The 19,556-nt window shown below is 55.3% G+C and carries 17 protein-coding genes; 10 read left to right on the forward strand and 7 right to left on the reverse strand.

The window, feature by feature from the left end:
- Nucleotides 1-76: 76 nt before the first annotated feature.
- Nucleotides 77-1,681: a HEAT repeat domain-containing protein gene (locus Mal52_RS21710; protein WP_145378613.1), complete on the reverse strand. Its 1,605-nt coding sequence runs from the start codon at nt 1,679-1,681 to the stop codon at nt 77-79.
- Between the two features lie 672 nt (nt 1,682-2,353).
- Here Mal52_RS21710 and Mal52_RS21715 point away from each other — a divergent pair.
- The 6 genes from Mal52_RS21715 (at nt 2,354) to Mal52_RS21740 (ending at nt 7,282) form a co-directional block, all read left to right on the forward strand.
- Nucleotides 2,354-2,605 (forward strand): hypothetical protein, encoded by a 252-nt coding sequence (locus tag Mal52_RS21715; protein ID WP_145378614.1) that lies wholly within the window; start codon nt 2,354-2,356, stop codon nt 2,603-2,605.
- 64 nt (nt 2,606-2,669) lie between these two features.
- On the forward strand, nt 2,670-3,515 hold the full coding sequence (locus tag Mal52_RS21720) for a TatD family hydrolase (RefSeq protein WP_145378615.1): 846 nt from the start codon (nt 2,670-2,672) through the stop codon (nt 3,513-3,515).
- Between the two features lie 188 nt (nt 3,516-3,703).
- On the forward strand, nt 3,704-4,609 hold the full coding sequence (locus tag Mal52_RS21725; protein WP_145378616.1) for a WD40 repeat domain-containing protein: 906 nt from the start codon (nt 3,704-3,706) through the stop codon (nt 4,607-4,609).
- 228 nt (nt 4,610-4,837) lie between these two features.
- A complete protein-coding gene (locus tag Mal52_RS21730; protein WP_145378617.1) occupies nt 4,838-5,944 on the forward strand; it encodes a hypothetical protein in 1,107 nt (368 codons plus the stop codon).
- 53 nt (nt 5,945-5,997) lie between these two features.
- A complete protein-coding gene (locus Mal52_RS21735) occupies nt 5,998-6,387 on the forward strand; it encodes a hypothetical protein (RefSeq protein ID WP_145378618.1) in 390 nt (129 codons plus the stop codon).
- Nucleotides 6,388-6,481: 94 nt separating this feature from the next.
- Entirely contained in the window at nt 6,482-7,282 is an 801-nt protein-coding gene (locus Mal52_RS21740) for a hypothetical protein (RefSeq protein WP_145378619.1), read from the forward strand.
- A 195-nt stretch (nt 7,283-7,477) separates the two neighbouring features.
- Here the strand turns inward: Mal52_RS21740 and Mal52_RS21745 are convergent, their stop codons facing one another.
- Both Mal52_RS21745 and Mal52_RS21750 read right to left on the reverse strand, forming a co-directional pair.
- Nucleotides 7,478-9,418 (reverse strand): FG-GAP repeat domain-containing protein, encoded by a 1,941-nt coding sequence (locus tag Mal52_RS21745; protein ID WP_145378620.1) that lies wholly within the window; start codon nt 9,416-9,418, stop codon nt 7,478-7,480.
- A 51-nt stretch (nt 9,419-9,469) separates the two neighbouring features.
- Nucleotides 9,470-11,215: an Nramp family divalent metal transporter gene (locus tag Mal52_RS21750; protein ID WP_145378621.1), complete on the reverse strand. Its 1,746-nt coding sequence runs from the start codon at nt 11,213-11,215 to the stop codon at nt 9,470-9,472.
- A gap of 427 nt (nt 11,216-11,642) precedes the next feature.
- Here Mal52_RS21750 and Mal52_RS21755 point away from each other — a divergent pair, with 427 nt between their 5' ends.
- Nucleotides 11,643-12,365, forward strand: coding sequence for a metallophosphoesterase family protein (locus Mal52_RS21755; RefSeq protein WP_197534383.1), 723 nt, complete (start codon nt 11,643-11,645; stop codon nt 12,363-12,365).
- A 207-nt stretch (nt 12,366-12,572) separates the two neighbouring features.
- On the opposite strand, the gene Mal52_RS21760 is transcribed toward Mal52_RS21755, so the two are convergent.
- On the reverse strand, nt 12,573-13,190 hold the full coding sequence (locus Mal52_RS21760; RefSeq protein WP_145378623.1) for a D-sedoheptulose-7-phosphate isomerase: 618 nt from the start codon (nt 13,188-13,190) through the stop codon (nt 12,573-12,575).
- Nucleotides 13,191-13,529: 339 nt separating this feature from the next.
- Between Mal52_RS21760 and Mal52_RS21765 the strand changes: the two genes are divergently transcribed.
- The 3 genes from Mal52_RS21765 (at nt 13,530) to Mal52_RS21775 (ending at nt 17,727) form a co-directional block, all read left to right on the forward strand.
- Nucleotides 13,530-15,650, forward strand: coding sequence for a DUF1501 domain-containing protein (locus tag Mal52_RS21765; RefSeq protein ID WP_145378624.1), 2,121 nt, complete (start codon nt 13,530-13,532; stop codon nt 15,648-15,650).
- Between the two features lie 51 nt (nt 15,651-15,701).
- Entirely contained in the window at nt 15,702-16,628 is a 927-nt protein-coding gene (locus Mal52_RS21770) for an SEL1-like repeat protein (protein WP_145378625.1), read from the forward strand.
- 130 nt (nt 16,629-16,758) lie between these two features.
- Nucleotides 16,759-17,727 (forward strand): NAD-dependent epimerase/dehydratase family protein, encoded by a 969-nt coding sequence (locus tag Mal52_RS21775; RefSeq protein ID WP_145378626.1) that lies wholly within the window; start codon nt 16,759-16,761, stop codon nt 17,725-17,727.
- A 51-nt stretch (nt 17,728-17,778) separates the two neighbouring features.
- On the opposite strand, the gene Mal52_RS21780 is transcribed toward Mal52_RS21775, so the two are convergent.
- The 3 genes from Mal52_RS21780 to Mal52_RS21790 all read right to left on the reverse strand — a co-directional run bounded on the left by Mal52_RS21780 (nt 17,779) and on the right by Mal52_RS21790 (nt 19,543).
- The gene (locus tag Mal52_RS21780; RefSeq protein WP_145378627.1) at nt 17,779-18,693 is read right to left on the reverse strand and encodes a DUF6807 domain-containing protein; all 915 of its coding nucleotides are present in this window, start codon (nt 18,691-18,693) and stop codon (nt 17,779-17,781) included.
- Between the two features lie 154 nt (nt 18,694-18,847).
- The gene (locus Mal52_RS21785) at nt 18,848-19,078 is read right to left on the reverse strand and encodes a DUF5989 family protein (RefSeq protein WP_145378628.1); all 231 of its coding nucleotides are present in this window, start codon (nt 19,076-19,078) and stop codon (nt 18,848-18,850) included.
- Between the two features lie 57 nt (nt 19,079-19,135).
- Nucleotides 19,136-19,543 carry a hypothetical protein gene (locus Mal52_RS21790; RefSeq protein WP_145378629.1) on the reverse strand — a complete coding sequence of 136 codons (408 nt, stop codon included), beginning with the start codon at nt 19,541-19,543 and terminating at the stop codon, nt 19,136-19,138.
- Nucleotides 19,544-19,556 lie beyond the last annotated feature (13 nt).

A 19,556-nucleotide genomic window follows, 5' to 3' on the forward strand; every position in this document is an offset into this window, starting at 1 on the left:
AGCCTCGGTGGGGCAGACACTCATCTAAGTCGAAACAGGTGAAGAGCAGCGAGGGCAGACGGGAGCCTGCCCGGTATCATTCGCCGGCGAGCGCATCGGGTGCGGGGGCCGATTGAAGTCGTTCGATTCCTTGCTGGGCAATTTCTCGGATTCTGGGATTGGAATCGTCCAGCATGCCTTGTAATGCGGTCAATGATTCTGCACCGGGGATTTGGCCCACGACCTCGGTGGCGGTCCGTCGCACCAACACGTCATCGTCTTCCAACAATTGGATAAAGGTATCTGATAACGTCTCTTGCAACCCCATGGCAATCGCCGCTTGAGTGGCCCGCATCCGTTTGCTCCGCATGGGACCAGTCATTTCCTGGCTCAATTTCTGCAGCGCATCGGGATCGATTTTTTGAATCAAGATCCCCGCCAGACGACAGGTCTGTGTGTCCAACAGATCGTATAACGTCAGGATGCGCCGAAGATTGAAATCTTCCAATTCTTCGCGGGCCGCCTGCTGGACCTGCGCCATCGGGCTGTCCAAGCGCTCGATCAATTTTGTGAACGCTTCGGGAACACGTTTGGCGCGGAGCTGTGAGGTGGCCCATGCTTGGACCTCCTCGTCATCGGAGTCCAAACCTTCTTCGATCAACGTATGCATCCGTCCGCCATCCAACTCGTCGAGCATGTCGGTCGCCGCGCGCCGCGCTTCTTCGCAGCCATGACTGACAACCCATTCGGCGACGCGGAGCTTAAACTCCCGCTTGATCGACGTGGCATTAACGAATTGCAGCAGCTTGGCATGCAGCGCCGTGGGAATGAGATCCAACTCCAACGGCTGCGTTTCCAACCAACAGACCGACTCGATTTGTTTGAAGTTTTTTCGCTGCGAGATCGTCAAACTCCGCGGCCATGTCCGCAGCAAATGGCAGATAAACTGCGGGTCGTCGCGCTCCGCTAAACAGCGAAAGGAGAGATAACTGGGATGGCTGAGCGCCATGAAATCGACAACCAACTGCATGATGCCGGGATGGTCGCTGTTGCGGAGTAAATCTTCGGCATGTTTTCGACGCGGGTGTCCATCTTGCCGCAACATCTTGCGAATTTCACCCACTTCCAGATCGCCTAGAATAAACAGGCTCTCCAACAGTCGCTCGTAACCCGGGATGTGCGGTTGTCCGCAGATTTTTTCCAAGGCCGAAACAATCCGCAACTGAATCAATCGTGCATCGCGCAGATACTTACTGTCCTTCGTCGTCTGGTTGACGTGTTCGTAGAGCGTATTGGCGAGTTCCTCGACGGTCTCCAAGCAATACCGATGATGCTCCTGCTGCGACGACTCGGCTAAAAATTCCAACAAGATCGGCACTTGGTCGTAGATTTCGAACTCGCGGATGAATTGCAGCGCGTTGGACTCGAGTTGTTGCTCACCGGAATTCGCGCATTGCCGCAAGGCTTTGCCCATCGTGCCCGCGTAAGGTTCCAGCATATTGCGGATCGCGTCAGGTAGCTTGTGGAACCGCCGCAATAATTCGACATGCCCGCGCGGATGGCGACGTTTCAATATCGCTTTGACCGCTTGGTTACGAACTTCCTCATTTGGGACGTCGAGCGCAACGATCAACACGTCCAATGCGTGAGAATTGGTGGTGCGAGCGAGGCAGTCAAACGTTTTCGAAAAGCCGTTCGGCATGGATTGATCACTGATTCGTATCCGCCTCGCTCACAGGAACGTGAGGAGCCGGCTTGGACTGTGGGAAGGAGTGCAGGCAAGGTTTCCCAGGGCAGTTGTTGCCTCACACACCGATATTGGACACAGGAACGCCAACAGCGCGCGACATCACCGCACGACGTGTCTCAAAACAAAATCGTCCCTTTTGCAATTCGGCAATTGCCCCCAAACTCCTCAAATCGGACTTGAAATGCAGGACTTTCGGCTACAACCGTCAACACCGCTTGATTTCCACCCCCGTGCAACGGAAACTACAAGTGTGACAATCTTGTGACACAAATGTGAATCGCTTGCAGCGCCCCAATCGGGTGGGCAGTCTCCATGACCCTCCCTGCGATGCGTGCTCGCCAGAGATCGCTGGACAGTCCCGTAATGGGGGTCAGTGCAGAGTGCTACTGTTCTGTCCAACCTAAAATTTTGGGGTGCCACTGGCTCCGCCAGTGCTTTGTAAGTACTTTCGAGATTTCGTTTTGCACTGGCAAAGCCAGTGGCACCCACCCAAGAATTCAACCGTGACCTAACACGAATCATCTGCCGACTTAGCACCACAGGGCGCAGGCACAATTCCTGCATCCGAAAAGATTGCCCCAACAGACGACGTACGAGAAAGAATTGAATAGAGGAGTAGACTCGATGTCCGCCACGCAGACAGCCGATGAAATCTTGGATCGCACATTTTTAGAAATACGGGCCCGCGTTTTAGAAGTGGCCGCGGCGCTGGATCGTATCGAACGTGCCGATGATGACAATCATGCGGCTGCCGATCCGCGTGTCCAAAACCTACGCCGCGCGATCGAAGTGCTCAATACCGAGGGCTTCGACCGCGCCGAACGCGTTCAAATGATTTTCAGCGACGAATACCAACCGGGTTGGAACAGCAAGTAGCCGCCCCGTGAGAACATGCCGCCCGACAAGCGGCAACAGTGAGAGTTGAGAAAGCAGCGAGACTATGTATTACATTGATCCCCACGTGCACATGATTTCTCGTGTGACGGACGACTATGAGCGGATGGCGCGGATGGGTTGCGTGGCTGTCAGCGAACCCGCCTTTTGGGCCGGCTTTGATCGCGGTAGCGTCGACGGCTTTCGCGACTATTTCCGACAGCTCACCGAATTCGAACCGACCCGGGCCAGCTGGTCGGGAATTCAACACTTCTCTTGGCTGTGCATTAACGCCAAGGAAGCGGAGAACGTTTCATTGTCGCGGGAAGTGATCGCCATGATTCCTGAATTCATGGACAAGCCCGGCGTGCTGGGCATCGGCGAAATCGGGCTGAATAAAAACACGAAAAACGAAGCGACGATCTTTCGCGAACATGTCGACTTGGCGATGAAAACCCGCGAGTTGATTTTGATCCACACCCCGCACTTGCAAGACAAGTACAAAGGGACGCGGATGATCGTCGATATGCTGCTCGAAGATGATCGCATCGAACCAGAGCGGGTGTTGATTGACCACGTTGAAGAACACACTGTGCGGCTGGCCAAGGAAGAAGGTTTCTGGTGTGCGATGACACTCTACCCGGTCACAAAATGCACGCCGTCGCGCGCCGCCGACATCATCGAAATGTACGGCGACGACCGCATCATGGTGAACTCCGCCGGCGACTGGGGCCCCTCACAACCACTGGCCGTCCCCGATTTCATCCAAGAACTCCGCAAACGCGGCATGCCGGATTCGAAGATCAAAAAAATCGTCTACGACAACCCGCTAGAGTTCTTCCGCCAGTCACGAAATTTCAAGTTTACGGCGCCGGATACGTGTGTGGAGGAGCGTGAAGAGGTGCTGGAGTAGGAGATTCAATGGGTGGCCTCGAAAGATTCTTTCGAGGCGGCGCAGCCGCAGGAGTTCGTTATAGTAGGAGTGCCGATTCGACGGTCCTGCAGCTGGCTTTGTCGGCCTATAAAGAATCTTTGTGGGCCACTTTGTGTGCAGCGGTTTTCTGCATCTACTAGTCACCGTCGCTGGTTCAAAACTAAAACATGACGCAGAAAAAGTACATTGGCTCAGCAATTCGCCATCTCGCGTCTCCCTGGCAAGGCAATATCGTCGCCGCGGCACTACATGAACACACTGTATCGCTATGGGACATTTCGACAGGTGAGCAGTTATCGGAATTCGATACAATTATGGATTTTGGTGGGAAAAGACTTGCACTGTCTCACGCAGAATCCGCCTGCTTGACGGCCGCCTATCATATTCACGGACTCGCCTGTTACAACACGCCTATCGGCGACTTGCGATGGCAGCGTAAAGACCTGAAGAAGATCCAACGGTTGACGTTGACTCCAGACGAAAAATTCGCCTGCTGCTGCTTTTCTAGTGGACCGGGCCACGTCATCGACATTTCGACGGGAGAGACAATTCTCAGCATAAGGGCACTCAACAACGTCTGGTTCCACGCTCAAAACACTTTTCGTCTTTATCAGTATCGATCGTACAAAATCTCGGTTGTCCACCAGAATGACAAGCAGGCTTTTCCGATAGAACCGATCAGTTTCAGTATCCTGGATGTGGCCTTTAATGAGCACTATGTGGCAATTACTGAAGCGGGGGCCGATGTTCGAGTATTCGATTTGGCAACCGGACAAATGACGATGCGCCATAAACAGCCCGAGGGCCACCACGTTCTTCGAATAAGTGCGATGCCGGGTACTGTTTTTTTTCATGGCGTTCAGTGGTGTTTCCGAAAAGGGGGGCCAAAACGTCTCATTCGCCTGAGCCCAGATGCCGCAACACAAGAAGTCATCTACGACTTGGGAGGCCCTACTTTTGAAACGGAGTTTTGTAACGGCGGCCGTTGTCTTCTAACTTCAGATGGAGATTTGATTGACTGCCGAACGGCGAAACTGAAAAGGAAGATTAAATTTCCACAACCTACGGAGTAACGCGCCTACTTCCGTTGGACAGTCGGCTGCCGCATCTGAATAGTGATCGCAGGGTGGCCCCGAAAGATTCTTTCGGGGCGGCGCAGCCGCAGGAGTTCGTTATAGTGGGAGTAACAATTCGACGGACCGGCAGCTGGCTTTGCCGGCCCGCAAAGTTTTTAGCGAGCCACCCTGCAAAGCATCCATTCAAAGTGGCCTGCGCTCTAGCTTTCATGGGAGATGTCTCTGATGCTCCGCGAGACTGTTTGTGCTGACTTCAAATTCAAAACGGTCATGATCCTCTGCCTCGCAGGGATTGCATTGAGTGGGCAGGCGCGTGTCTCGACCGCACAAGAGGCGCAGCAAGGTTCTCCGGGAAGTGATCCCTTTGATTACCAATATTCGCCCGAGTTGGCCAACGTCATGTCAGCCCTGTCGGTCGACAGGTATGACGAAGCGCTCGCATTGCTATCGAAACTCCGCTCCCGCACGAGAAGCAGCAACGACCCAGCCTTTCGAGCAGAACTTGAGGAAGCCCAGAAAAGAATCATACGTCTCAAGCGGGCTTTCAAACGGGTTGAGGATGCTGCATTCCATCTGAGACGCAATCCAGATGATCCCGTTGCCAACGAAGAACTTGGACTTTTTTACTGTGTCGAAAAACAAGACTGGACCAACGGCCTCCCCCTGCTCCTGAAGGCAGACAACCGACGGATACGGGACGCTGCAGATCTGGATCGAAAACGGCCTACCGATCCGATAGAAAAAGCAAAGCTTGCCGTCGCTTGGCTGAGGGCCACCGCACAAGAACGAGATCGTGGAGTCCGCCAAAGTTTTCAGCTGCGTGGTCGCCATTGGTACTTGGAGGCACGGCCGAATCTGACACGCGACATGCAAATCTCTCTGGATGAAGAGTTCGACACAATCCCGCTGTACGCCGACCGAATTGTGATTTGGAATCAACACAATGGTCAAGCTGCGGACCGGGGTACGGTTCAGGTCGTCGTGACGCTCCTACACGCCGGAAGACCGGTATTGCGAAAAACAGTTGCCTTGCCATGGAAACCCGATGCGCCCTCCTCAGCAGTGGTGCGTCTCCCTCGGAAAAAGGTAGATGCGGTTCGCGTCGACGTCACAAGATATCGCGGGGCATCAGGCGGGTTGGGGGAGATCGAGGTTTTCGATGGAAGCGTCAATCTCGCCAAGAATTGTTCCGTACAAGCCAGCGGTTATTGGCAACAAAACGGTCAGTACCATCCAAAGCATCTGACCAATGGGAACACGAGTGGCGAGACGGGCTATTGGTTGTTGGAGGATCGCCAGACAGGATGGGCGACGGTCGATCTTCTCAAATAACACCCGCACGTACGCAAAGACCGAACAAAGTCCCGTAGGTCAAGAAAATCCAAATGTCACGAATCGCTACCATCTCGAAATACTTTCAAATTGCGTTTCGTCTATTGGCGCTGCTGGCGATCGCGGCTGTGATTTTTCATTGGATTGATGAACATGACCACGGCAGAGCAAAGGGCGCACCGATTCCATTTCCGAACGTGCTGTTGTGCCTACTCAGTGCAACTGTCGCCGGGCTGATTTGTAAGAGGTATTGGATCGAATATGCCGTGCCGTTTGTAGCCGGCGTCGCTGGAGCGCTCGGTATCTTTGAGCCGTTAAGCGGGCCTTACGGCGGCGTGTTGGGATTTCTGGTTGGCTTTTTCATCTTGGTGTTGCCCTTTGATCGAAAACAGCCAGCGCCCCCGAACGGTGATATCGGCCCCGCGCAGCAAGAAGCGAAATAGGTTTGGGGGGGAAGCCCGAATCTACAGCCCTGCAGCCGATCTGAGAATCACAATTGATTTTTTGCGCATTCTACCGACGAAGGTGACCACCAACATGCAGCCTTTGAATTGGAACGACATTTATCGAGTCTCTGAAAAACGGCGTGTTGCGACGCAAGCTGAGATGGAACGGTTGCGTGAGGCCTGCGGCGTGCTTCCCGTAGGATATCAAGAATTCATTAGCGAATTCGGTTTTGGGGAATTTGACTCGATTCTCGTCATGCATCCCGAAGATGTGTTCGGCCAAATAAATCTGCTTCGAGAAAGTCTCGCCGAATGGCGATGCATGTGCCAGGATTTTGACCAACCGGTCATGATACCTGAGCAGTCGGTTGAAGACGCCGTTCCACTGGCGAGAACAGACTGGGGTGACTATTACTTTTGTACTCCATCTGATCCGGGCGTGCTTCGATATATTTGGCGTGGGCACGATTCAGATTCCAACCCCTCCGTACTCCCCTTAGGGTTTCTAAACCCATTCATACATCGGGAAGAAAATCAAGCACCGGAAGAATTGGGGCAGGAAAACCTAGTCTTCGACGCTTTTCGAGACGTGTTTAAATATCACGTCCATTTAAGCGGTTCAAAAATAAGCCCCGACGCTCCGGACACACTGGCGATCTTGACCCGCGATGTGCTTGATTGTCTTAGACCAAACAAGGTCGTCGAGGATAAGGAAATTCGGATTACGACCGCCTATGTGAAGAGGTTTGGGGCAGAGGTCGACATTGGGTTTCGAGCAAGAGAGTCTCAGTTTTACATTTTTGCCCATTGTGATTTTGAAGAGGAGAGCAATTTCATTGAGTGCTTGGCGAAACTTAAAAACGACGGATACGCAATTGACGTCGTTTCCTAACTGGTAGCATCTCAGCGAGTTCTACACGGGCATGGAAGCCCGAATCCGTAGCCCTCCTGCCGGCTGCGTCGGCCCACAAAGAATCTTTGTGGGCCACCCTGCCCTTCCCTGCTTTAAAAATCACCCGTACCAATGCAATTGGCCTCTAACGATCTGCTAGAGGCCAAGTGCAATTTCAATTTGAAAATTACCGTATTACTTCGCCAGCGAATTTGACCGGTAATACAAATACCCGTCCTCGGCTCCGATCAGGAAATCGCGAGCACCCTGGCCGTCTAGGTCGATGGTTGTGGGGCTGCTGGAGTGGCCGGAGATTTTTCGTTTGTCGATTTCGCCGGTGTTTTTCAGCACGGTCTTGCCGTCGCGCGTGCCCATGTTTTTATAAAAATCAGCATTGGTGCTATTCATCAACATGTCGCGCCGACCATCGCCATCGACGTCAACCAGATGGATTTTACGACGGCCGCTGCCACCGGCGCTCCGCTCGTTGAGTCGCAGCAAGTCTCCCTTCTCATCCGTGAACACACGGGCGCCGGGCAACAATTGCAATTGCTCCCCATTTTTTTTGCGCTCGAAAAAGGCGAGGTAGCCTTCGTGGTCGAGCATCACCAGATCCATCAAGCCGTCGTCGTTCCAATCGACCATTTCCGGAGTGGTCCGCCACTGAGTGACGAGTTGTTTGCCGCGCGGATTCCACCACGTCCAAGCCGGTTTGGGGGTCTCTCCCGGCCACTGCACTTCGACCGGTTGAGCAGCCGCTAATTGGGGAGCGGTGCGGGTGCCGATGTTGCGGTACCAGAGGATTTCGCCCCAGATGGAATTGATCATGATGTCCGGCAATTCATCGCCATCCCAATCAGCCACGCTGAGGGTCGTGTAACCCCATTTGGATTCGCAGGGGCCTTGGATTGAACCGTTGGGTCCGGCTTGAATGCGGATGGTTTCGCCGTCGGCTTGCATGCGAACCGGTGCCGCCCATTTTGTGGCGGTTCCGTCGCCACCCAGATTTTCAATGAAACCAATGTAGCCGGCGGTGTTGCCGCAAATCACGTCTTCGTCACCGTCGCCGTCCCAGTCGACACCATAGGGGGTCGACAGCGCACCGAATTTCACGTTCTGCGCCTGTTGTTGGAAGTACCGAGGCGGCAGAAATTCCGGCACGCCGTCGATGAGCTTACCGGTGTTTTCTAGAAAGGCGACACGGCCATCTTCGTCGCCGCAGATCAAATCGGCATCGCCATCCTTATCCCAATCAAAGGCTGTCGGCGTGATCATTTCCAAGTCCATGGTCAGTTTTTTTCCGCCATGCATCAATGTCTTGCCGGCGGAATATTTCGACTCGGTGCGCGTCCCGACATTTTCGAAGTAGGTAAAGCTGTCACGGAATTCGCCGCACAACAGATCGAGATCGCCGTCTTTATCGAAGTCGACGAAATTCGGCGAGGGCCAGCCGAAGACCTCCAACGGCGCGCCGTCGATTTCGATGCGTTTAGGTTCCGCGTAAACCGGTTCTTCCGTCGTTGCGGTGTTGGCGATTACGAACACAAAGCCGCGCAAGGGTCCGCGGGTCCACTCCCCTTTTTCGTTGTAGGCATCGTCCCAACCGTAGTCGGTCCAATCGCCAATTCCCACGATGATATCCAGCGCCCCGTCGCCGTTGTAATCCAGGTACTTCCACTGATTGGCGCGGGTTTTTCCTTTGGGTTGATAAAACTTCGCCGACGGTTGCAGTTGTTTTTCGTCGGAAAGCTGTGATTGGCGAAAGTTTTGATATTCCTTAGCGGGCCGCAACACACGTGGTTCGCCATCGACATAAGAGACCTGCATATGGTGGTACCCCGGTCCCAAGCGAACCCCCGGTTTGAAAACCGGCATGGCAACGTCGCCGGAGGTGTTCTCAAAGAAGTACGTGCCGTTGTACGGCTTGTCCGGACAGGAGACGACCAGATCATGGTCGCCGTCACCGTCGTAATCCATGGGCAACGGAAACGCCCACAGTCCGACTCCTAAATCGACCACCAAGTCGGGATCGTTGTACGACAGTCGCTGCAATTCCTCAGCACTGGCGGTGGCAGCGGCGGTATTCAGAGCGGCGAAACAAATGGCCAGACTGAGAATCAAACGACAACATGTCATGTGAGAATCCTTTGCCTCCGAGATGAGCTCAGAGGAAAATATGAGTGTGAATCAATCAAACAAGTAGGGTAAAACAGAAAGCTGTAGCGCTTGGACCGTAAAGTAGCCGAAGAATGCGCATGACCAGATGATCGCCACGAATCGCAGCGGCGTCATTGCGAGACTGCGCGAAAGAATTTTGTTGTTCAAATACAACAACAACACCGAATAAATCATCATCACGCCGCCATTCATCGCCGCCGATGTTTTGAGCAAGAACAACGGTTCCTTGAATGAGGGGTCGATCGTGCCGTACAGCAAGATGCACGAGCCGAGAATGATTTCGCCCCACAGAAACAGAAAATACAAACGGCTGGCGGACCAGTTTTCATTGTCGCGGAGTAGGTTCACTTTGACGATGTCGGTAGAGATCCGGGCCGTGGCGTCTAGGACGCCTAATTCGGTTGTCAGCAATATGGCGATGCCCATCAGCAAGAACGCGTATTTCACGCCCCCGCCGAGTTGCGTTCCGATCAGCTCCGCCTGCCCCCAAACAAAGCCCAGCCCTTTGCCGTAGCTTTCGGTGCCGGGAACCGGATTGCCTTTGGAATCGTAAAAGAGCGAATACGAAATCAACGTCAGCAGCATCAGACAGACCAGACAGGTAAGAAAGAAACTGAAGAAGTGCTCAATCCCTGCCGCCCGCCACCAATGCCGCCAACGGGCCATGTTTTCGTCGGTATGCTTGAAGTGATAACCGACGTCGCTGATCGCTTCTTCCTGGCCGGTGAGCGGGCTGGTGATGCGGCCGATGTATTGCCCCATGCCGTAACCTTTGTCTTTGATGAAATTACTCTGCCCAAGATTCATCGTCCCCCCTGCCCCGGCAAAGGCCAACGCGCCGAGCAAAGCCATCGTCCCCAAGTCGGCCGATTTAGCAGGCATTTGCCCGAAACTGATCGCGCCGGTCAGCATCTGCTCAATCGCATAGGGCTTGATGATCATGATGCCCAAGCCGATGGCGGTCACGAAGATCAAGCCGACGAGAATGGTTTGAATGCGTTCGACCGTGTTGTAGACCACAGGCCCGGCGGTCAGAATTGCGCCCACGATGAATAGTCCAGCGATGCCTAGGTAGGGGACATACCGCGCATCGTACTCCACTCCCTGTTTGTTACTGATTTTAGAAAACACCTCATCGACGGCTTTTTGAAACTGCGGCGCATTGCTGGCTGCGGCCAGTTGCTCCTGTTGTTCGACAGTCATCGGCCCGGTCCAGGTGAGAAATCCGTTGCCCGTTTCGCCATACGATATCGCCGCATGCTGGGTCAGGCCCGAGGGGACTTCGGCATTGGCAACATCTGCGAATTCCGCTTCGGCCCGAATCACCGGTCCGTAAATCGACCAACTCAGCATGGTCCCCGCACCGGTGGCCCAACCGGGCCAGGCCCAGGGGAGGATGTTCATGAGCAGCATCACCGGCACCCAGATGCGGCTTAGGCGACAGAACCCGGTGATCGCGCTTTCGCCCGTAACGAGCGTCCAGCGTTCAATCTCCATGTTGAGGAAATACTGCGTGACCACTCCCAACACGCAGGCCCAAAAGAAAATGAAGCCCGCTTTGTAGACGATGTAGGGCCACATCACAAATTCCCCGGACCCGAGCGACAACCCGGCCAGCATAATGCTCGGGCCGATCATCTTCTTCCAGGAAATCGGTTGGGGCATATCGCGGTAGCGCAGCGGCGGCAACGTCCGGTGTGGGATGACTTCGTCCGGGACGAGTTCATCGGACGGCGGATTCGTCGCGTCACTCATATCGATACGATTCACTTTTTGTCAGGGAGGCCGATGTTCTTGTTTGTTAAGAGAACGTGTCATCTTAACCGCGGCGCAGGGGAAACGTCCAGCGAAGCGGCCGGAAACTAAGACTAAACCCCACCCTGTTTGCACTTGTTTGCATTCGGACAATTCAGACGAACCCTGGGAAATTCTCGAACGATGAAGACCAGCCCAGGAATGCCCAGAAGCCGACGCGATTTTACTTGCATTTAGTTGCATCGTGTTAAAGGCAGCTCGACCGCGATTGAACAGCAATTCGCATCCTGTTGCTGAAGACACACGACTCGGCGTGGGGATGAGCTCATAAACTCTTCTCTTGTTGCACTTTGCGGGATCTGGGATAGTCCGAAAATCGCATGCGCACGCGAGCAATCCAAGCAGCCACCCACAAGGCATGACCGCAATGGCGATTGAACAACCCTGCCGCATTGTGGCGATCGGCGACATACACGGATGCGCGCACGCGCTCGACGCGGTTTTGGCCGCGGTTGATCCCCAGCCCAATGACACGATTGTTTGCCTGGGCGATTTCATCGATCAAGGGCGCGAAACGAGAGAAGCCATCGACACGCTGATCGCCCTGAGTCAGCGCTGCCAGGTGGTCATGCTCAAGGGGAATCACGAAGAGATGCTACTTGCTTCGCTCGGCAGTGAATCAGCCAAGAACTCCTGGCTGATGTACGGCGGCGTGCAAACGCTCAACTCGTATCGATTCTGTGGCGACATCGATGTGATCCCCGCAGCGCATCTCGACTTCATCCGCAACTGCCGCGACTATTACGAAACGGACGAGCACATCTTCGTGCATGCCAACTATCTGGAGGATGCGCCACCGGAAGAGTGGCCCGAATACGTGCTCCGTTGGTCGCTACTCGACGCCCCCCTGCCCGGCCCGCACATGTCGGGCAAGACGGTCATCGTCGGCCACACTGAACAGCGCGACGGCGAAGTCCTTGACCTGGGTTACGTCAAGTGCATCGACACCGCCTGCTACAACTATGGCTGGCTGACAGCGCTGGATGTGACCAGCGGCCAAACCTGGCAAGCCAGCCGCTGGGGCGTACTGCGCGAATCACCAAAAGAACCCAAACCACAGCGCTGGCCGTTGGCAATGGGTGCGGACTGAGTCTCGCCATTGCATAGTCGATGCCAAGCACCACGAAAAAAACGAACGACACGAAAAAGAACTGAACCCATTCACTCCGACTGGTTCTATAGCTCACCCCAAGGGCAACAGATTTTCACCGGCGCCCTTTATTTTTCGTGTCTTTCGCGTCTTTCGTGGTTCGTCTTTCTTCAAGGAAGCTAAACGTCAAACTTCCACCGCGATAGGTTATTTCGCCGCTGCTTCATAACGGCCGCAGCTGTTGATGCGGGCGTAGCAATCGTTCAGGACCCAGTGGAAGGCGATCAGGTGTACGCATTCGACCATGCCCATGTCGTCCAGCGGCACGTGCAGGTTCTTTTGTCCTAGCCCCTGCAATTTGCCGCCGTCGTAGCCGGTGATGCCCCAGGTCGTCAGGTCGTGTTTGTTGGCCCATTCGACGGCATTGAGAATGTTCGGGCTATTGCCGCTGCCGCTGATGGAGATCAATACGTCGCCGGCCGAGGCGAAGTTTTTGAGTTGCTCGACAAACACGCGGTCGAACCCTTCGTCGTTGCCCCAGGCGAGGATGTAGGGGGTGTTATCGGTCAACGAAAGTACCTTCAGCCGCTTTTTGTCGTCGTTAAGAAAGTCCTCGCGATTGAGCGTGCTTTTGCCCAGATCTTCGCAAAAGTGCGACGAGTTCGACCCGCTGCCGCCGTTGCCGATGATGAACACAAAGCGATCGTTTTCGTAGGCTTCGTAAATGTCATTGCTCAGCCCTTCGATTTGGCTCAGGTCGAGCGTATCGAAGACTTCGCTACAACGGTCCAGGTAATCTTTCGGATTCAGTGTCGCACCCAACATGGTCGTGGTCTTTCTGCTTTTCTGCTTGCGAAATATGTTTTACCCCCCGGCAGAGCCGGGGGCTGAGAGATCGTTAATTTGCCGAAACGCCCACCCCGTAGCCCCCGGCTCTGCCGGGGGGTGATTCGCCCATAGGGTCCGCACAGCGGACGCAACGACTGCAAGGGGGGATTTCACCGGCGAACGCATAATTTAGCAGGTTCGCCACCGGCGGACCAGTTCGCAGGCATCTCACTCCAGTGCGACCCAATATTGCCGTCCGCCTCTGTCGCCGATATATTAGTATTCGTTGAAATGTCCAGCCATTGACGGCCGACTCACGGGAAAGTGGTGACCTTTATGTTCTCCATCCACGATACGCCCCATGCCTTGTGTGACGGGATTTCCCGTCGCGAAGTGCTGCGTATTGGGGGGCTGAGTACATTTGGCCTGACGCTGCCCGGTTTGTTGCAAGCGAAAGAACAGTCCTCGCTCGTCACCGACGATCCGATGTTTGGGCGGGCGAAGAATGTGATTTATGTCTGGCTGCAGGGCGGACCGCCGCAGCATGAGACGTTTGATCCCAAGCCGCACGCTCCGCTGGAAATCCGCGGCCCGTTTCAACCGATTCAAACCAGAATCCCCGGTGAGAACTTCTGCGAGTTGCTCCCCCGCACGGCGCGGATCGCGCATAAGTTGGCCATCGTGCGTTCGTTGGCGACGGATAACAACATCCACTCGTCCAGCGCCTACGAAGTGCTGACCGGTTATCCGTATCGCGGGCCGAACGCGCGCACGATTACGCCGACCGACTGGCCTTACTTTGGCTCGCTGGTCAAAAAACTGAAACCGAGCGAGCGGTTGCCGGCGCTGTCGACGGTCTGGCTGCCGGACATTATGCGGCTGAATGAAAACGTGACCCCCGCCGGGCAGACGGGCGGATTTCTCGGACGGCAATGGGATCCCGACCGCTTTAAAGGAGACCCCAACGATCCGAACTTCGAAATCGAAGGCATGAACCTCACCGGCATTGAACCGCTACGGCTGAACCAGCGGATTTCATTGCTCAAACAATTCGAACAACGCTTCGACACCATCGAACGCGATCGCGCCGCCGATGTGTATGACACGTTCCAAGGCCAAGCACTCGACCTGCTGACCAGCGCGCGGGTCCGCGAGGCATTTCGTATTCAAAACGAACCGGACAAAGTCCGCGATCGCTACGGCCGCACCAAGTGGGGGCAATGCTTGCTGCTGGCGCGTCGCATGGTGGAAGTCGGCGTGCGGTTGGTGCATGTGAATTGGACTCGCGAACCGGGAGACTCGGCTGTCGACAATCCCATGTGGGACACACACGCTCAAAACGCTGACCGTGTCGAAGACGTGTTGTGCCCGATGTTCGATGTCGGCTTTACCGCTTTGATCGACGATCTCGATCAACGGGGCTTGCTGGATGAAACATTGGTGGTCGCCATCGGCGAATTCGGTCGCACTCCGAAGATCAATCGCTCCGGCGGCCGCGATCATTGGGGGCCGGTGTTCAGTTTTGCCATGGCCGGAGCGGGGATCTCCGAAGGACAGGTCTACGGCGCCAGCGATAAAACCGGCGGGTACCCGGCGCGCGATCGGGTGAGTGGCGGCGACGTGACGGCCACGATCTTCCATCTGCTGGGGATCGACCACACCACGCGATTCAAAGACACCGAAGGCCGCGAACATTCGCTCACCGGCGGCCAACCGATTTACGGTTTGATGGGCAACGAACCGGCACTTAAAAAGCCAGCCATTCCGGGCGGCAACATCGCCCGGGTCCCGATGTACTCCACCGACCTGTTGCTCGATAAGGATTTGGCAGGCGAGATGCCGTTGATGCCGGTGACGACCGGTTCGCGCCCCAAGGGTTGGCGAGCTGCTCCCCTGCCGGAGGGGAAACCGGAAAGCGCCTTCGCTGTCCGTCACATTGTCAGCGACGATGCACACCATGTTGCCCTCGGTTTTGGTGGCGAAACCGCTGTGACAATTCCCGCCGACGCGACGGCACTGTTGGCCCAAGAGATGCGTAACCCGCGTGCGGGATCGTTCCAAATGACGGTCCGCGCCTGTGTGACAGCTGCCAACGAGCAAGCCTATCAAGAGTTGTTCGCGAATCATTTCCGCTGCCGAATGGTGATGTTTCGCTTTGCCGATGGGGACAAGAATCCCACGAAGCGTCAAGAACTCGGCACGCTCGAATTCCAGCCGCCATTTTCCCCAAGTGGCGCTCCGCGCTACGGCAGCTTCGAACTCACCCACCGCCTCGACAGCCCCGCCCCCGGCGCAAATTTCAGCATCGGCCGCGGCTTGGCGATCGCCGTCCTGCTGGAAAAGACTTCCCCCGGCGAACTAAATGTCCCCGCCGGCACACCCCCGGTGTCACTGTGCATCGACCACATTGATTTGCGGTTTGATAGCCGTGTGATCAACGGTGATGTGCAGGTTTGAGAGTTGCTGAATGCGGTGTTGCAATTACGTGGCAACGCCTAGGAGCATGTCATGAGGCAAGAAATGCTCGACCACAACTACGAATTGGCGGATGGATATCGTCGTGAAGAGGGACGGCCTGATAACTACCGGCACGCGATCGCGTTGTGTCGTGAGGGTGACGCCGCCGACGATCCCAGGTTCACGAATATGCTCGGCTATTTCTCCGAACACGGCTTTGGGGTGAAGCAAGATGAATCGAAGGCGCTGAAGTATTATGAGCGGGCTGCCGGGTTAGGACTGGCGATTGCGAAATACAACTGTGGCGTGATGTATGCGGAGCGGGGGGCGCAGGAACGCGCGGTCGCATCGTGGCGCGAGGCGGCAGAAATGGACGAAACCTATTCAATGCTCAAATTGGGCTGGGCCTACGAACATGGTCTTGGCGTACCGCAGAATTGCGCCGAAAGCGTGCAGTATTACGAAACGGCCGCGGAACACAAAAACGCCTTGGGCGCGCTGGAACTCATCAGGCTCATGCGCGAGGAAAAAGGAATCGAAAAAAACATCAGCCGAATGGTGGAACTTCTTGATTTGGCCCGCGAACAAGACCATCCCGATGCTTGGCTCGAAACCGGGCTGATGTATGACAATGGTGATCTGCCAGCAGAAAATCAGCGCAATGAAGCAATGTCATACTTCGAAAAAGCAGCAGAACTTGGCTCGACCGTTGCGCAGGAATGGTGCGGCGAACGCTATGCCATGGGCATCAGAGATGTTAAGCGTGACATCACTAAGGGAATTGGTTTCCTCAAACAAGCGGCAGCAGCAGGTCGTCCTCGCGCAAAATACGTATTGGCCTGCTTGCACGCCTCGGGTGAGGGCGTAACGCAAGACTACGAAATCGCGTTTCAACTTTGCCAAGAAGCTGCGGAAACTGGCGAGCCGGCTGCTCAGAAAATGCTGGCGATGATGCACAACGACGGTTTGGGCCTCTGATTCGCTCAATCCAGTTCGCCCCCCACCCCGCTATCAACGCGATACAATCTCTCCTATAATGTGCTGCGTAACGTCTTTTCGCCCATATCTCCGCGGCTGGTCCGCGTTATCACATCAGGACTGATGATTCATGTCACATTGCCTTGTTACCGGCGGCGCCGGGTTTATTGGGAGTCATCTCACGGAACTGTTGCTTGCCGATGGGCATGAGGTGACCGTGCTGGATAACCTGTCCACCGGAGAGCAGGGGAATCTGCGCGGCGTGAGTGATCATCCACGGTTTCGTTTTTTGGCTGGGTCGATTACCGATCCGGTGATGATGAGCGAAGCGGTGAGCGGTGTGGACGTGATTTATCACTTGGCCGCTGCCGTCGGTGTGCGGCTGGTTGCTGAAGATCCCGTCCGCACGATCGAAACCAACATCTATCCCACCGAAGTGCTGTTGCGATTAGCGGTACAAGGGGGGCAAAAGTTTTTTCTCGCCTCGACCAGCGAAGTCTACGGCAAGAATTTCAAGGAATCGTGGGCCGAAGAGGACGACCTGCATTTCGGCGCCACGACGCGGCCCCGTTGGGCGTATGGTTGCAGCAAAGCGATCGATGAATTTTTGGCGCTGGCGTATTCAAAAAAGTACAACCTGAATGTGGTGATCGGCCGATTCTTTAATGTCGTCGGGCCGCGGCAGGTCGGGAATTACGGGATGGTGATCCCTCGTTTCGTCGATCAAGCCTTAGCGGGTGGACCGGTGATTGTTTACGACGATGGCGGACAAGAACGATGCTTTGGGCATGTCGGCGAAGTGGCTGGCATCGTCAAGGATCTGATGGACGAACCTTCGGCCGCGGGTAATGTGTTCAACATTGGCAGCGATCAATCGGTTTCGATTCGTGAGTTAGCTGAAGCGGTCGTTGCCAAGGTCGATCCCAAAATTGCGATCGAGTACATCCCCTACAGCGAAGCCTATGGCGACGATTTCGAAGACATCCGCCGCCGCGTCCCCGATGTGGCCAAGTTAGAAAAAACACTCGGCCGCAAACCGGTCATGCCGCTGGATCAAATCTTGGATGACATCATTGCCGCGAAACGCGCCGACAATTAGTGCGGGAGCGGTGTGGCTAGCAGGTCTACGAACGATGTCGTGTTTTGCAGGTCAAACCTCGCGGCGCTGTACCTGCACGCGATAGGGCGGTTGGGCTTTGATGACTTCATAGGGAGGACTTGCGGCGAAGTCGTTGAAGAGCGATTGCGCGCGCTCGTTGTTGACGTCTCCCGCGTGGGCGTGGAGTGCGAAGCGCAACTGGAGCGGTTGGTCCTTGGTGATTTCGATGCCGTTGTGCATGCAGACCGACGCAGCCATCCAGCCGTCCTTGCGGACGTGCCAACTGTTGGGCGTGTGGGGGTTCGTGGGGTGGCTGAAGTAGGTGATGCCTTCGGTGATCTCATTCGTGATCGGGCCACTGTAGTCCATCCATTCGGCCGGTTTGCCAAAGATGTCCGCTTCGCCTTTTACTCCGCTGCTGTTGGTTAATTGCCCGCCGCCATAGGCGTGGCTGATCGACTTGGCCATCCGCACCGCCAAAAACGCGAAGTTGGTCTTTTCCAACAGCAACGAATTGCCGGCCGGCGTAAAGCGGGTTTGCAATTCGAGCCAGGTTTCGCCATCAGGGAGAGGACGCAAAGCGGCGATCAGTCGTTGTTGCATCAACTTCGCCGCATGTCCGTCGTACCAACCGATGTCGGTGACCATCACCGCTTCGTCTTCGCCATCCTGGTAATGCACCCAATCGTCCTGCCGCGCGCGATTGTTGTTCTTGTCCCCCCAGAAATCGAGACCGGCGACTTTGTGGTGCGCAAACCAGATCGATTTATGATGATCGTGATCCGGTGCCGCAGGATGTCCCATACGGGTGAGTGGTTTTCCGCTGGGGCCGAGCAGCGGATAAAAATGCGGCCGGGTATAGCGCGTCGCCGCATGCCACCGTAGGCGTTCAGTCCCTTCGACCTGAAAGGAGACCTGGGAATCAGCAATCGGAACGGCTTGCACGCGGGGGATTTTGTAGGTCATGGGAGATACCGAACTCACAGAAATAGTTTGACGAAAGGGGGCTACTAAGCAGGCGTTTCAATGGGCGCAGCATGATCGCCCCACTTGAGCGGATGACGGTGAACGGGGCCGGGCGGCGATGCGGCTAACATCGCCGGGATGAACGCGGCGACTGTTAAAACAACGTATAGATAAACGGCGCCGCCCCAGTGGAACCCAGTAGCACCAACAGACCAACCAGTCCCAAGACAGTGACGATGGGAATCATCCACCACGCTTTGTTTTCGATGATGAACATGCCGAATTCTTGCACAAGCGAAAGCGGCTTTTCCTCGCCCGCTTGTTCGAATTCGGTTTTCGCTTCGGTGTTTGATTCATTCGGTTCAGGTTCGGCCTGCGGCGACATGCTCAATTTTCCCTTACCTGAGATGTGGATGCCCAGCGGCATCGCCACATTTGTTTGTTATGTTTGGCGGTAATACCTGGTGGCGTCGCGTGGTTGCGATTTTGGTTGCCAATAACTGGTGGAGCTACGCGCGGTTTTCAACTGCAGGGCATCGCGGCGCATCAATCGGAAAATGATTCCGATGGGCAGAAAAACACCGAAATAGACACACAGCATGCCCAGTTCCCCGAGCACCAATCCCACGGGAATGGCCACGATCATCATTGCCAAGAACACGGGGCGAATGCCGCGTGGCCAAACCAAACCGAGGATTGCTAGCGCCACCCCCACCACAGCCAGTCCCCCGATGACTGAGTTGCTGCCGCCCCAAAGCCAACCGAGGCTGGGTAAGGCGAACGCACAGATTCCGCCGAACTGCTGCAATTTTCGGCTCGTGGGATTCCAGTCGATCTCGACAAGTTTCATCGGGCTGCCTGCT

Origin of the sequence: Symmachiella dynata (assembly GCF_007747995.1) — a bacterium.
GTDB lineage: Bacteria > Planctomycetota > Planctomycetia > Planctomycetales > Planctomycetaceae > Symmachiella > Symmachiella dynata.

Coding starts and splice junctions, on each gene's coding strand:
- Mal52_RS21710 (WP_145378613.1), bottom strand. CDS start 1,681: ATGCCGAACGGCTTTTCGAAAACGTTTGACTGCCTCGCTCGCACCACC.
- Mal52_RS21715 (WP_145378614.1), top strand. CDS start 2,354: ATGTCCGCCACGCAGACAGCCGATGAAATCTTGGATCGCACATTTTTA.
- Mal52_RS21720 (WP_145378615.1), top strand. CDS start 2,670: ATGTATTACATTGATCCCCACGTGCACATGATTTCTCGTGTGACGGAC.
- Mal52_RS21725 (WP_145378616.1), top strand. CDS start 3,704: ATGACGCAGAAAAAGTACATTGGCTCAGCAATTCGCCATCTCGCGTCT.
- Mal52_RS21730 (WP_145378617.1), top strand. CDS start 4,838: ATGCTCCGCGAGACTGTTTGTGCTGACTTCAAATTCAAAACGGTCATG.
- Mal52_RS21735 (WP_145378618.1), top strand. CDS start 5,998: ATGTCACGAATCGCTACCATCTCGAAATACTTTCAAATTGCGTTTCGT.
- Mal52_RS21740 (WP_145378619.1), top strand. CDS start 6,482: ATGCAGCCTTTGAATTGGAACGACATTTATCGAGTCTCTGAAAAACGG.
- Mal52_RS21745 (WP_145378620.1), bottom strand. CDS start 9,418: ATGACATGTTGTCGTTTGATTCTCAGTCTGGCCATTTGTTTCGCCGCT.
- Mal52_RS21750 (WP_145378621.1), bottom strand. CDS start 11,215: ATGAGTGACGCGACGAATCCGCCGTCCGATGAACTCGTCCCGGACGAA.
- Mal52_RS21755 (WP_197534383.1), top strand. CDS start 11,643: ATGGCGATTGAACAACCCTGCCGCATTGTGGCGATCGGCGACATACAC.
- Mal52_RS21760 (WP_145378623.1), bottom strand. CDS start 13,190: ATGTTGGGTGCGACACTGAATCCGAAAGATTACCTGGACCGTTGTAGC.
- Mal52_RS21765 (WP_145378624.1), top strand. CDS start 13,530: ATGTTCTCCATCCACGATACGCCCCATGCCTTGTGTGACGGGATTTCC.
- Mal52_RS21770 (WP_145378625.1), top strand. CDS start 15,702: ATGAGGCAAGAAATGCTCGACCACAACTACGAATTGGCGGATGGATAT.
- Mal52_RS21775 (WP_145378626.1), top strand. CDS start 16,759: ATGTCACATTGCCTTGTTACCGGCGGCGCCGGGTTTATTGGGAGTCAT.
- Mal52_RS21780 (WP_145378627.1), bottom strand. CDS start 18,693: ATGACCTACAAAATCCCCCGCGTGCAAGCCGTTCCGATTGCTGATTCC.
- Mal52_RS21785 (WP_145378628.1), bottom strand. CDS start 19,078: ATGTCGCCGCAGGCCGAACCTGAACCGAATGAATCAAACACCGAAGCG.
- Mal52_RS21790 (WP_145378629.1), bottom strand. CDS start 19,543: ATGAAACTTGTCGAGATCGACTGGAATCCCACGAGCCGAAAATTGCAG.